The 12,547-nt window shown below is 70.4% G+C and carries 12 protein-coding genes; 3 read left to right on the top strand and 9 right to left on the bottom strand.

What is annotated here, in order from left to right; translation table 11 throughout:
* Positions 1-278 precede the first annotated feature (278 nt).
* A complete protein-coding gene (locus ACN28C_RS04465; protein ID WP_422772314.1) occupies positions 279-1,754 on the top strand; it encodes an alpha/beta hydrolase in 1,476 nt (491 codons plus the stop codon).
* Positions 1,755-1,851: 97 nt separating this feature from the next.
* Here the strand turns inward: ACN28C_RS04465 and ACN28C_RS04470 are convergent, their stop codons facing one another.
* Positions 1,852-3,213 carry a DUF1996 domain-containing protein gene (locus ACN28C_RS04470; RefSeq protein WP_422772315.1) on the bottom strand — a complete coding sequence of 454 codons (1,362 nt, stop codon included), beginning with the start codon at positions 3,211-3,213 and terminating at the stop codon, positions 1,852-1,854.
* A 501-nt stretch (positions 3,214-3,714) separates the two neighbouring features.
* Here ACN28C_RS04470 and ACN28C_RS04475 point away from each other — a divergent pair.
* Together ACN28C_RS04475 and ACN28C_RS04480 are read left to right on the top strand one after the other, a co-directional pair.
* Entirely contained in the window at positions 3,715-5,448 is a 1,734-nt protein-coding gene (locus ACN28C_RS04475) for a discoidin domain-containing protein (RefSeq protein WP_422772316.1), read from the top strand.
* Between the two features lie 207 nt (positions 5,449-5,655).
* The gene (locus ACN28C_RS04480) at positions 5,656-6,702 is read left to right on the top strand and encodes a LacI family DNA-binding transcriptional regulator (RefSeq protein WP_422772317.1); all 1,047 of its coding nucleotides are present in this window, start codon (positions 5,656-5,658) and stop codon (positions 6,700-6,702) included.
* A 97-nt stretch (positions 6,703-6,799) separates the two neighbouring features.
* On the opposite strand, the gene ACN28C_RS04485 is transcribed toward ACN28C_RS04480, so the two are convergent.
* The 8 genes from ACN28C_RS04485 to ACN28C_RS04520 all read right to left on the bottom strand — a co-directional run bounded on the left by ACN28C_RS04485 (position 6,800) and on the right by ACN28C_RS04520 (position 12,538).
* Positions 6,800-7,801 carry a M20/M25/M40 family metallo-hydrolase gene (locus ACN28C_RS04485; protein ID WP_422772318.1) on the bottom strand — a complete coding sequence of 334 codons (1,002 nt, stop codon included), beginning with the start codon at positions 7,799-7,801 and terminating at the stop codon, positions 6,800-6,802.
* Between the two features lie 3 nt (positions 7,802-7,804).
* The gene (locus ACN28C_RS04490) at positions 7,805-8,476 is read right to left on the bottom strand and encodes a class I SAM-dependent methyltransferase (protein ID WP_422772319.1); all 672 of its coding nucleotides are present in this window, start codon (positions 8,474-8,476) and stop codon (positions 7,805-7,807) included.
* A gap of 22 nt (positions 8,477-8,498) precedes the next feature.
* Positions 8,499-9,254 carry a glycoside hydrolase family 99-like domain-containing protein gene (locus ACN28C_RS04495; protein ID WP_422772320.1) on the bottom strand — a complete coding sequence of 252 codons (756 nt, stop codon included), beginning with the start codon at positions 9,252-9,254 and terminating at the stop codon, positions 8,499-8,501.
* A 4-nt stretch (positions 9,255-9,258) separates the two neighbouring features.
* On the bottom strand, positions 9,259-9,597 hold the full coding sequence (locus ACN28C_RS04500) for a hypothetical protein (protein WP_422772321.1): 339 nt from the start codon (positions 9,595-9,597) through the stop codon (positions 9,259-9,261).
* Between the two features lie 38 nt (positions 9,598-9,635).
* Complete coding sequence (locus ACN28C_RS04505; protein WP_422772322.1) at positions 9,636-9,875, bottom strand: hypothetical protein; 240 nt, start codon at positions 9,873-9,875, stop codon at positions 9,636-9,638.
* A gap of 20 nt (positions 9,876-9,895) precedes the next feature.
* Positions 9,896-10,465 carry a glycoside hydrolase family 99-like domain-containing protein gene (locus tag ACN28C_RS04510; protein ID WP_422772323.1) on the bottom strand — a complete coding sequence of 190 codons (570 nt, stop codon included), beginning with the start codon at positions 10,463-10,465 and terminating at the stop codon, positions 9,896-9,898.
* Positions 10,462-11,109, bottom strand: coding sequence for a hypothetical protein (locus ACN28C_RS04515; protein WP_422772324.1), 648 nt, complete (start codon positions 11,107-11,109; stop codon positions 10,462-10,464). Before ACN28C_RS04515 ends, ACN28C_RS04510 begins: the two co-directional genes overlap by 4 nt.
* A 301-nt stretch (positions 11,110-11,410) precedes the next feature.
* Positions 11,411-12,538, bottom strand: a complete 1,128-nt coding sequence (locus ACN28C_RS04520) for a PucR family transcriptional regulator (RefSeq protein WP_422772325.1) — start codon at positions 12,536-12,538, stop codon at positions 11,411-11,413.
* Positions 12,539-12,547 lie beyond the last annotated feature (9 nt).

Below are 12,547 nucleotides of genomic sequence, written 5' to 3' on the forward strand. Positions count from 1 at the left end.
CGAGCACCCGGCCAGCCGTCAGTGACACCACGTCACATCGTTGTGGTGACGCGGTGCCACTGACCGGCGGCCGCGACCGCTGCTGTCATTGGGGAATGTCAAGGCCGGTCATCGGAGTCCACCGACTCGACGTCACCTACGGCGACCTCCACCTGATCGACCTTGAGCCATCCGACCACGGTGCGACCTGCGCCCGCTGACCGGCGTCGTGCTGGGTCAGACAGCAGCATGGTGCCGCATCGGATGAGACCGCTGGAACGGGTGAGAGGAGACTGAACATGTATCGACGGCGTGGCGCCGCCCTGGTGGCGGTGCTCGGCCTGCTCGGCGCGCTGGTTGCGGTGATGCCGGCCGCGGCCGGTAATTCCACGGCCCGGGTGACCTGGGCCGCGTGTCCCGAGGACGTCGTGGTGACGCCGCCGCTGCAGGTGCAGTGCGCACGCGTGCCGGTTCCGCTGGACTACCGCGACCCCGACGGTGCCCAGATCGAGATCATGGTGTCGCGGATCGCCAGCACGAAGCCGGAGAAGCGGCGCGGCGTGTTGATCTTCAACCCGGGCGGGCCGGGCGGCACCGGGCTGGACCAACCGGCGTTCATGATCAACAAAGGGCTGCCCGCCAGTGTCATGGATGCCTATGACCTGATCGGCATGGACACCCGGGGCGTCGGACACTCGTCCCCGGTGAGCTGCGGCTTCACCACCACGGACGCCTACTGGGCCAACGTCCCGCCGTACGCGGTCGACGACGCCGCCGTGCTCAGGCAGGCCGAGATCGTGGAAGAGGTCGCCGCGCGCTGCGCCGAGAACGACAAGGACGGGCGGCTGCGACACCTGTCGACGGCGAATATGGCCCGCGACCTGGACCGGATCCGGGCCGCGCTCGGCGAGGAGAAGGCCAGCTTCTACGGGGCGTCCTACGGCTCGGCACTCGGCGCGGCGTACGCCTCCATGTTCCCGGAGACCACCGAACGAATCGTGCTCGACAGCAACCTCGACGACACCCACCTCGACCGTGACGGTCTGCGCCGGTTCGCGCTCGGCTTCGAGCAGACCTTCCCCGACTTCGCGGCGTGGGCGGCCGCACGGCACGACGCGTACGGCCTGGGCCGGACTCCGGAGCAGGTGCGCAGGACCTACTTCGCCATCGCCGAGCGGCTCGACAGGACGCCCGCGCCCGACGGGACCGACGGCGCCGTTTTCCGGTTCGGCACCTTCTTCGGGCTCTACGGCCAGACGCAGTACGGGAACACGGCGCGGCTCTGGCAGTCGTACCTGGATCCCGGCAGGGCGCCACAGGCCACGGCGGCGGCAACTCCGCACCCGGCCGACAACGCCCTGACGGTGTTTCTCGCCGTCACCTGCAACGACGTCGACTGGCCCGAGGACCTGGCGACCTACCGGCACGCCGTCGCCGTGGACCGCAAGCGGTACCCGATGTTCGGCGCCGCGACCGCCAACGTCATTCCCTGCGCCTACTGGAGGTACGAGCCCGCCGAGCCGCCGGTCGGGATCGTCGACGACGGACCGGCCAACGTGCTGATCCTGCAGAACCGGCACGACCCGGTCACCCCGTTGGCGAATGCGAATCTGCTGCACGAGAAGTTTGAAAAGCGCTCCCGGCTGGTGACCGTCAACGGGAGCGGGCACGGCGTCTACGTCCTGGGCGGCAACGCCTGCGCACTGAACATCGCCACGTCCTACCTGGTCGACGGCAGGATGCCAGCCGGAGACACGAGCTGCCGCCAGAGCTGACCGTGCCGAGGGCGCGGAGCAGTTGTTCCGCGCCCTCGGCGCCGCGCTGCCGAGCCGAACCGCGCACACCCGGCCCGGCTCGACGTCACGTACGGCGTCAGTAGTCACCGTTCGTGTTGCACTTGGCCCGCTGCACCAGGCAGTTCTTCACCCGCTCCCCCAGTGCCCGGTTGTCCCAGGCGAAGAACGCATCGCCGTGCATGGACGAGGCCATCCCGGACGCCAGCCGGAAGCCGGCCGTGGACCCGCTGGTCGGGTAGGCGATCAGGAACGACAGGTTGGGGATGGCCACCGGGTGTTCGCCCCGGCAGGTGCCGTCGTAGCTGTACGCGACGTGCGCCTTGTGCGTCGGGCTGTCCAGGTGCTCGCCGTCCCAGCAGTCCTGGAACACCAGGTGGAACATGAGGGTCGCGGTGGGCGCGCAGACCGGCCAGTTGCCGTCCGCGCTGCGCCCGGTCTCGCCGCCGGGCCCGGCGCAGTAGAACGCGTTCACCGATCCGGCCGGGGTGGGTGACTGTAGCCGGGCGTCGCCGGCGATCATCCGAAAGCCCTGCGGGAACGGTACGGTCGGCGCCGGGTCGGTGAGCCGGGAGCCGTAGTAGACCACCACGTCCTTCGGCTCGATCGCACGGTCGTTCTCGTAGAGCGTGGGGATCCAGTACGCGGAGAGGTCGGGTGCCGGCCGGCAGCTGGTCCCGGCGTTGGCCAGCAGCGTGCCGGTGGTGGTGTGCGCGTCGGTGCTGCGGTTGCCGAGGAAGCTGTGCATGTGCGACGCGCCCGGCAGGCCCGGGAAGATGATCGGGTCGTCCGGACGGGAGTGGCTGTAGGCGCAGGTGGCGTTGAACTCCGGCACCCGTACGGCGTTGGCCGGCACGGGCCGCGGGGCCAGGGCGCGGAACTCGGCCAGTTGTGCGTTCCACGCGGCCTGGTCGACGGGCACCCATCCCACCTCGGTGGCGGGCGGCGCGCCGTCGCCGAACGAGAACCAGTTGATGTTGACGAAGTCGCCACCGGTGGTGTTGCGCAGCACCGCGAACACCGTCTGCCTGCCGGTCGGATGGGTCGTGGCGGTGGTGGTCAGCGTGGTCCAGGACTGCCAGCCGCCGGTCGCCGCGATGGTGAACTGGGCGAGCAGCGGTCCTGCCGTCGAGCCGGTGCGCAGTTCCACGCGGCCGGTACCGACCGCGGAGGCGACCCGCGCCGATACGGTCAGGGCGCCAACTCCGCCCAGGTCGACGCCGTCGTACCGCATCCAGTCGCCCTCGGCGAGGTAGGACACGTTCTGCCCGCCGCCGGCGTCGGCGGTGGGCTCGAGACGGGCGCCGGACTGCGCGGCGTAGGACTCCGCCTGGACGGTGACAGTGGCGGCCTCGGCGGAGCCTGCGGTCAGGACGACGCCGGTGGCGGCGGCGGTGAGTACGGCGGCTAGCAGGAGTCGGATGCGGGGGGACGGATACACGGAATCCTCCGGCGGTGGGGGACGGGGGCTCCCGGAGTATCGACGCCCAGGAAGCGCTTTCTCAAGATCTGCGCCTGTTGGCACTCGCCATGTGCGGAAACGTGCGCAGATTCCGGAGAAGCGCTTCCCCATCGTCCACTCCAGCCCCTCCCGGTCGGCCCCGCCTCCGGGCCCGCCGGACCCGCACCCCACCCCGGCGCGATGGCCCGGCCGACCACCGTCGCCCCGTGCCCCATCGGCGGGGCCGGGGCCCGCACCGTAACGCAACCGGTCTCGGTCCCATCGGCGCTAAGTCCTTAACATGCGGTTCACCTGCGCGAGCCGGTGCCACCCGGTGGCGGTGTGCCTCAGGAAGCGCTCCCCAAGTACGCGACCAGGCATTGACAGCCATGGGTCAGCGGGTCAGAGTGGGCGTGCCGAAAGAGCGCTCTCTCACACCCCGTAACGGCACTGACACATTCCCGTCCCCGCTTCTCGATCCCCGCAAGGAGGAGGCGTCCGATGACATCCTCTGTGTTCCGACGAGGCCGGCTACGCATGGCCGTCCTCGGCGCCGGGCTGGCCGGCCTGCTCGGCGCGTACCTCGTCGTCACCACCACGACCGCCAGCGCTGCCGAGGTGGTGGTCTCGCAGGGCCGGCCGGCCACCGCCTCGTCCACCGAGGTGCCCGGCGCCTACCTGCCGGCCGAGGCGGTGGACGGCAACACCGGCACGCGCTGGGCCAGCGCGTACTCCGCCTCCCAGTGGTTCCAGGTCGATCTGGGCACGGCCACCGCGGTGAGCCGGATCGCGATCAACTGGGAGGCCGCGTACGCCCGCGCCTTCACCATCCAGTTCTCCTCCAACGGCAGCAGCTACACCCAGGCGTACGCGACCACGACCGGCACCGGTGGCCAGCAGAGCATCCCGGTCACCGGCACCGCCCGGTACGTCCGGATCAACCTGACCCAGCGGGCGCTGGAGATCTACGGCTACTCGTTCTGGGAGTTCCAGGTCTTCTCCGGCGGCGGCACGCCGCCCACCGAGCCGCCGCCGACGGACCCGCCGCCCACCGGAGGCACCCGGCTGCTCTCCTACAACAAGCCGGCCCAGGCCTCGTCCTGGCAGAACGACGTCAACTGCAACCCGTGCAGTCCGGACAAGGCGTTCGACCACGACCCGGCGAGCCGCTGGGCGACCAGCTCGACCACCGGCTGGGTGGATCCGGGCTGGATCTCGGTGGACCTGGGCGCCACGGCGCAGATCAGTCAGGTGGTGCTGCAGTGGGACCCGGCGTACGCGACCGCATACCAGATCCAGGTCTCCGGCAACGGCAGCAGCTGGACCTCGATCTTCTCCACCACCAGCGGTAACGGGCTCAAGGACGTCATCAACGCCACCGGCACCGGACGCTACGTCCGGATGTACGGCACCGCCCGCGGCGGCCCGTACGGCTATTCGCTGTGGGAGTTCAGCATCTACGGCACCGGCGGCACCCCGGTGGCCCCGCCGGCCGAACCCGCCGACCCGACCTTCCCGGCCACCCGGCTGGTCTTCGAGGACAACTTCAACGGCCCGGCGGGGAGCAAGCCGGACGCCACGAAGTGGACGATGGACCCGGGCGTACCGCAGAACGGCGAGATCCAGTACTACACGCCGAACAGCGAGAACGCGTCGATGAACGGCCAGGGCAGCCTGGTCATCGAGGCCCGGCGGCAGGACTACCAGGGGCGGCAGTACACCTCGCACCGGATGAACACCAGTAACAAGTTCCACGTGCAGTACGGCCGGATCGAGGCCCGGGTGAAGGTGCCGAAGGGCAACGGCCTGTGGCCGGCGTTCTGGATGATGGGCGAGGACTTCCTCACCGGGCGGCCGTGGCCGTACAACGGCGAGATCGACATCATGGAGGTGCTCGGCCGCAACACCAGCGAGGCGTATTCCACCTTGCACGCACCGGCCTACAACGGCGCCGGCGGGTACGGTCAGAAGTACGCCACCGTGGACCTGTCGCAGGACTTCCACGTCTGGGCCGCCGAGTGGGACAGCAAGGGCATCCGGTTCTTCCTGGACGGCCGGCAGGTCTTCAACGCCAGCAAGGAGACCGCGGAGAACACGCGCGGCCCGTGGATCTTCGACCACAAGTTCTACCTGATCCTCAACCTGGCGGTCGGCGGCGACTTCCCTGGTCCCATCGACGCCACCACGCCGTTCCCGTCGCAGATGCTGGTCGACTACGTCCGCGTCTACCAGTGACCTGATCGCAGGCTCGGTAGCAGTGCCGGGGCGGGGTTCGAATCCCGCCCCGGCCTTGTCCCGCGCCCGGAGGACATCCCGGCCGGCGCCACAGTTCCGGCCGCCGGTCCCGGTCACGCCCAGGCCGGACCACCCGTCCACGCCAGCTTGGCGTCGGCGAGGAAGCGCTCTCTCGGCCACTCGACCCCGTGCTATATAACAGACGCCATGACGACGCGGCCCGCGCGCGGCGGGCGGAACCCGACGATGGACCAGGTCGCCGAGGCGGCCGGGGTCTCGCGGGCGACCGTGTCCCGCGTGATCAATGGCGCGCCGACGGTGGACGCGAAGATCCGCGAAATGGTGCAGCGTGCGATCGCCGCGACCGGGTACGTACCGAACCTGGCAGCCCGTACCCTCGTCACCCGCCGCACCAACTCGGTGGCCCTGGTCATCTCCGAGCCCGACCGCCCGGACGACTCGTCGTTTCTCAACCGCGTCTTCACCGATCCCTACTTCGGCCGGATCACCGCCGGGGCGACCGGCGCGCTGCGGCGGCACGACATCCATCTGGTGATCATTCCGACCGACTCGAGCGACCACCACCACGTGATCCGCTACCTGCGCCAGGGTCACGTGGACGGCGTCCTGCTGATCAGCAGCCACGAGCGGGACCCCCTGCCCCGGCAGGTGCACGACCTGGGCATTCCGGCGGTGCTGTCGGCACGTCCGGCGCAGCCCATCCCGATCAGCCACGCCGACGTGGACCAGCGGCTGGGCGCTCGGCTGGCCGCCGAGCACCTGCTCGGCCGGGGCTGTCGGCGCCTCGCCACGATCAGCGGCCCACTGGACATCCCGGCCGGGCTGGACCGGCTCGACGGCTTCCGGTCGTACCTGGCCAACCGCGGCTTCGCCGACGTGCCCTCGGTGGAGGGCGACTTCACCCGGGCCGGCGGCGAGGAATGCGCCCACCGGCTGCTCGCCCGGCACCCCGACGTGGACGGCCTCTTCGTGGCCAGCGACCTGATGTCCGAGGGCGCGCTGCGTGCGGTGCAGGACCTGGGCCGCCGGGTACCGGACGAGGTTGCCGTAATCGGTTTCGACGACAGCAGCGCCGCGCTGGACTGCCGGCCGCTGCTGACCACCGTCCGGCAGCCGCTCGAGGAGATGGCCGCCGAGATGGCCGAGCTGCTGATGGCCGACATCGCGTCGCCCGGCCGCCTGCCCCGTTCGGTGATCTTCCAGCCGACCCTGGTGGTACGCGACTCCGCCTGAGACGGCCGGGCAACCGCGGCCTGGGTCGACCGGTTCGCAGATGTCTGGACAGACTCGCACCGCGGCAGGTCAACGGCGGTCGGCTGGCACACCGCCCTCACTCCACGCCAGCTCGAACACTCCACCCCCTTTCCTGGTCGGCCGGGCCCGCGCAATACCGGGCCGCGGCGGTGGCCAGTACTCGGGCCGCACACCGGATGTCGGCGAGGGACGCCCACTCGTCGGTGCTGTGCGCCCCGCCGCCGCCTGGGCCGTAGACCAGGCAGGGTCGGCCGGTTGCGGCCAGCACCCCGGCTTCGGTCCAGCCCGCGATGGCGACCGGCGGCATGGCCAGCCCTTCCGCCATGCCGGCCACGACGAGCGCGTCAAGCAGTGGCCCGTTCGCCTGTGCCGCAAAGGACTCGCGCACCGTCCAGTCGTCGCCCGGCAGCGCCCGAGCCAGCCGGGCCGCGTCCTCACCGGGCGGGACCACCAGGCGAAGCCTGACCATATCGTTGTCGAGCCGGCTGACGCGTAGCCGACGACGGTGGCCGGGACTCAGGGCGGCGAACCGGTGCCGTGCCACGCCGGGGTGCAGGAAAGCGGTGACGCTGCCCGCGTGGGCGGTACCCAGCCGGAGCGCGGTGTCCTCAGCGACCACGGCCGCGTCCCACGCCACCCCCGGCAGCAGTGCCCGGATGCCGCGGCTGGCGTGCTCCTCGTCCGGTACGAGCAGCGCCTTGACCGTGCCCGCAGCCACTCCCCGCGCTAGCACGGCCATGATGGCAGCCACCCCACCCTTCATATCGGTGGCGCCCGGCCCTCGAACCTGTCCGTCCGGAAAGGATGGCGGGTACCAGCGGTAGGTGTCCAGGTGGCCGACCAGCAGCAGCACCGGCGAGCGCCCGGAACCGGTCTGCGCCACAACTCCCGGCCGGTCCGGCAGCCCGACCGGGGTCACCAGTTCAGCAGTCACCCCATGCGCCGTCCACCACTGCGCGCAGAACTGTGCGACGGCGAGTTCGCCGGGGCCGCCCGGGAACGTCGTCGGATTGGCGGAGTTGATCGATATCAGCGTGCGTGCCAGCTCGTCCACCTCGGTGGCCCAGTCGTCCGTCATCGGCTAGCACCGCCCGAGCGTGGCCAGGTTCGATGGCGGGTCCGGGGAACCGAGCGACGGACGCCAGTCGCGTACCGTCAGGCCCGCGCACCGGGCCAGCGTCTCGAATTCCGGCTTGTCGTAGCAGCGGATTTCCTCGCGGACTGGCCGATCGGGGCGATCTAGTCGCCAGCGCTCGTCGGTCAACCGACGGTTCCTCTCGTCGAACCCGATCCGCTGGCCGTGACCGATCCGATGCCCCGGCCCGATCTTTTCTTTGGGACCGGTGCGGTCACCCGGGCCGGGCTGTTCGCGGACCTGACCGGAGCGGAGCCTCCACCACGCCGGATCGAACACGTCGACCAGGAGTAGCCCGTCGTCGGCGAGCCACTGTGCGATCCGGCTCAGCAGCAGTAGCTGCAGCTCGTCCGGGCCGAGGCCGAAGCCGGACCAGTAGGTGACGACGTTGAAGAGGCGCTCCGGTGCGAAGTCGTGGAAGTCGGCGGCCAGCACCACCAGCCGGCCGGGGCGCGCCGTGCGGCAGTGCCCGCGGGCCAACGCCAGCCGTGCCGGGCTCAGCTCCAGTGCCAGCACATCGTGGCCCAGATCAGCGGTCGCCGCCGCCGTCCCACCGCTGCCGGCGCCCAGCTCAAGTACGTTGCCGCCCCCGAGCCCGTGGACGTGCCAGGCACGCAACCGGTCCCGATCGCTGATCCGGCTAGTCAGTAGCCAGGGCGCTGTCCGATCGTAATAGTCCCGGGACAATCTCCACCCCATCACCGGCTCGGGCCCGAACCTCGCGAAGCAGCGCGTCGCCTAGCCGGTCACTTGGCTCCAGCACCGAGCACTCCGACCACTCGTTCCAGGCGTGTAGGAAGACCACGTTGAGTTCGGGATGCCAGCGCTGGTTGAAGGCCAGCGCCTCGTCGAGGAACTCGCCGAACAGCTCGGGGCTGGTACCGACCACAATCGGCGCCTGCGGGTACCGGTCCCCGGTGCGCAACTGGCCGAGGAACTCGCCACGCACCGACGCGTCCCAGCCGGCACAGACCACCGGGAGGAAGGGGCGGCGCAGCCTGGCCTGCAGCCAATGCCACTCCTGCACCCGGCGCCTGATCAGAGCCGTGTAGACCTGTACCGGCGGCCCGGCCCAGGTGGGCAGCAGACCGTAGCCGGTCACCGCGTCGATCGGCAGCGCGTTCGCCAGCGCAAGGCTGACGCTGTCGACCTGACCGATCAGCCCGAGCAGGTACGGTTCCCGGCCGACCCGCCGCTGGATGGCCACCCGGGCATAACGCAGCATGATGCCGAAGGTCGCGGTGCCGTATGTGGCCGCGAAGTCGGTCAGGTTCAGCAGAGCGCAGACCGGGCGGCCGTCGATGCTGAGGCTGGTCGGACCGGAGAGATACCGGTCCGACCACTGTTCCAGCAACGTGCTGTACTGCCGCCAGGTCAGCTCGGTGGTCCGAGCCATGTCCTCAGCCTTGGATGCGGCCGAGGATATGACGAGCCTGGGTGAGGCTGATCTGGTCGGCGGCCTGGGCGTCCGGTGGGATCTGCGCCGCCACCTCGACCACCTGCTCAACCAGGCCGATCGGGACGGTGGCGAAGCCGGCCTGCCGCAGTTCCTGGCTGAGTTCGGCCACGCTCACGTCGACGCTGCCCCGGCCGCGTACGACTGCGTGGACCTTGTTGACCAGATCGGCCAGCTGCGGGATCGTCAGCCGGTCCCCACGCCCTAACAGCTGCTGAAGTAGCGCCGCGAGCGACTCGTCGTCGCCCCACTTGCCGCGGTCGTCATCGTCGTCGTAGGCCATTACCGCTCCTCAGTTTGTTGTCCCCCTGTTCGGGGTGGTCAGGTGATCTCGGCGAGCAACTCCTCCAACTGCCGAGGGGTGAGCTGGGCGGCGTGCCCCGGCTGATCCACCACAGGGTCGCCGACCAGTGCGGCGACGGCGGAGAGCAGCACTGCGACCTGCGCCACCGACATTCCGCCGAGCCGGCACCGGCGCAGCACGGCGACGACGTCCGCCAGGCGGGGTGGCTGTGGCTCCAGCCGGCACAGCTCATCGATGACCAGACGCAGGGTCGCCAAAGTGAGTGGAGCCTCGGTACTCACCGTGCGCCCCCCCGACGAGGGGTGCCGGTGTCAGCGCTGGGCTGCCGGCGGCGGACCGGCGGGGTCGCCGGCATGTCCAGCCAGGAGTCGTCCCACTCGGGGATCAGTCGCGCGAAGTCGCCGACGGTCAGCTCGTCGATGCGCCGGTCCTCGATCGCCGCGTCGGTCGGGCCGGCCTCGCGCGGCGGGGGGAGCGCGTCCCCGGCGACCACGGGGAACCGGTCGTGCGGCAGCCGCACGCACCAGGTCCCCCCGACCATGAATCCGGTCGCCGCCGCGACACCGCGGGCCACCTCCATCGGCCGATCCATGACGAAACCCTGGGCGCCCCAGTAAAGGAAGTAGGTGAAGCCGATGATGCCGGCTGCCCGCGCCTGGCCGATCTGCCGGGCGGCCACCGCCGGGTCGGTGTCGTCGTACCGCCCGCCGACGGGCTCGGCAGGCGGCTGGTGGCCGTCGAAGTAGGGTCGGAAGCCGTCGAGCAGCGCCCACTCGTTCAGGCCCGGCCGGTAGGGGTCGGCGTGCCATCCGGGGTAGACGTAGGCGATGAACTGCGGCCCGGTCACCCGGTCACCGCCACCGGCTCGGCGTGGTAGTACTCGCCGGGGACGAAGCGCAGTCCGGCGTTGACGCTGCGGCGCGCGGGGGCGTCGGGCAGCAGCCGCACCGGAAGGCAGCGGAAATCGAAACTGACCCGAGCCCGGCCCGTGGTGTTGACCAGGTTGCCGTGCCGTCGGGAGATCGCCGGAAAGGCCACCATCTGCCCGGGCTTTGCGACGAACGGATGAAGCTGGTGGGCGTCGTCCTCCACCCAGACACTGTTGGTGCCGAAGGCATCCGTCAGTGGTAGCCAGAAGGTGAGCTCGCCGGCCGGATGGTGGTATTGCGCGTCGGTGTGGAACTCGCCCACCGCCACGTTTCCCGGCTGGTGTACCCGGAACGTGGGTACCGCCTGGTAGTAGACCGGCTCGCCGAGGCGCGGGGCTACCTGCTCCCGGATGAACCGGTCGTAGAGCGGGCGCCACTGTTCGAAGGCGGCGTAGAAGGCCAGGTGCCAGTGGCTCGCCTGATCGGTCTCCCGCGTCCAGCGCGGGTCGTCGGAGCGCAGCGAACTCAACTCGTCGACCTCGAGTGCCTGGGCGACCAGTCCCGGAAAGGGATAGGTCGGTAGTGGATAGTCGTAGACGCACCACAACTTCTTGGTTGGCATGAACTGCCTCCCCAACCGCGGGGTTCCGTTTCCAGACTGCCTGGAGACTATCCGCTCCGCGGAACGGTCAATGTGGATTGTCGGATTACCGATCAGATCCAGGAGCTGATTTCGGTAGGAGCCGGGCGGCCGATTCGGGTCGGCACGGACGCAACGTCCGGTCCGGACGATCCGGGTAATAGGAACTTCCGACTCGTCCGTGGATCCTTTCGCATGTTCATGCTGTTTTGTGTGCACCGGCCTGCCGTCGTCGAGTGGCGAGATCGTGTCGGTGAAACGCGACACGGCATACCGCAGCCCCTTACGGTTCGGTGGGCCAGTTGAGCAGGCGGGCGCCGAGTACGGCGGCTTGCAGGGTGAAGCGTTGGGTGGGGTCGTCGGGGTCGTACCCGGTGAGGTGACGGACCCGGTCGAGCCGGTAGGCGACGGTCCGGGCGCCGATGTGCAGTTGTCGGGCGGTCGCGGTGGTGTTGCCGTGGCAGGCGAAGAAGGCGGTGAGGGTGTCGAGAATCGGGATGGCGCCGCCCCGGGCGTCGGTCAGGGGCGCGAGAACGGTGTGGACGAGGTCGGTGATCGCGGCGCGGTCGCGGAGGAGGACGGGGAAGACGAGCAGATCCGCAGCGCGTAGTACGGGTGTGGTGAGGCCGAGTCGATCGGCGAGTTGCAGGGTGTCGCGGGCTTCCTCGTAGGACTGTTGGATGCCGCTTGGTCCTGGGTGGGGGCGGCCGACGCCGATCTGCCAGCGGTTGTCGGTGCCGAGGGCGGTGAGTAGGTGGTGGGCGACTTCACCGGTGGTGCCACGAAGTGCGGCTGGGGCGATACAGACCAGCAGGCCGTCGTGGTTGGTGATCAGTATGTTCCGGCTGCCGAACCGGGACGTGAGTCCTGCCTCGACGCGTTCGAGCACAGGGTCGGTGAACGCGGTGGCCGCGCGGGCGACGATGACCTGGTGCCGGCCGGCGAGTTGGACCGCGAAGCGGTGGGCGCGCTCGGCGAGCCGACCGGGGTGGCCGTGACCGTAGAGCAGGTCGTCGATGAACTCGCGGCGGGCGGTGTGGTCGCGCCGGGCGGCGTGCAGGTGTGAGCGTTCGTGTCCTTCCGCAGCGGCGTCGAGGAGGCGTCGAGCCGCGTGCCAGACGGCGGTGGCGGCGGCGCGGGCGGCGCTGGGGGTGGGTGCGTCGGCGATGCCGGGCAGGGTGGGCAGCAGCGTCTCGGCGGCGTGCAGGTAGGCGGCGGTGAGCGTGCGCAGGGTGATGTTGTGGTCGGCGGCCTGCTCTCCGTGGCGCCGGCACGCGTCGAGGTCGGCGCGTGGTGGGCGCCGCCCGGTCGCTGCGGCGGTGGCGAGGGCGTCGAGGTAGCCGTGGAGCAGCTCGGCTGGCACGCCGAAGGTGCCGACCTCGGCCATCAGACGGGACGGCTCGTCACTCACGGCGGGCTC

The sequence above is a fragment of the Plantactinospora sp. WMMC1484 genome (genome assembly GCF_049315195.1).
In the GTDB taxonomy this organism is placed as follows: Bacteria; Actinomycetota; Actinomycetes; order Mycobacteriales; family Micromonosporaceae; genus Plantactinospora.

Excerpts from the sequence above, each read along its gene's own strand:
- ACN28C_RS04465 (WP_422772314.1), top strand. The coding sequence starts at position 279 with ATGTATCGACGGCGTGGCGCCGCCCTGGTGGCGGTGCTCGGCCTGCTC.
- ACN28C_RS04475 (WP_422772316.1), top strand. The coding sequence starts at position 3,715 with ATGACATCCTCTGTGTTCCGACGAGGCCGGCTACGCATGGCCGTCCTC.
- ACN28C_RS04480 (WP_422772317.1), top strand. The coding sequence starts at position 5,656 with ATGACGACGCGGCCCGCGCGCGGCGGGCGGAACCCGACGATGGACCAG.
- ACN28C_RS04485 (WP_422772318.1), bottom strand. The coding sequence starts at position 7,801 with ATGACGGACGACTGGGCCACCGAGGTGGACGAGCTGGCACGCACGCTG.
- ACN28C_RS04495 (WP_422772320.1), bottom strand. The coding sequence starts at position 9,254 with ATGGCTCGGACCACCGAGCTGACCTGGCGGCAGTACAGCACGTTGCTG.
- ACN28C_RS04500 (WP_422772321.1), bottom strand. The coding sequence starts at position 9,597 with ATGGCCTACGACGACGATGACGACCGCGGCAAGTGGGGCGACGACGAG.
- ACN28C_RS04515 (WP_422772324.1), bottom strand. The coding sequence starts at position 11,109 with ATGCCAACCAAGAAGTTGTGGTGCGTCTACGACTATCCACTACCGACC.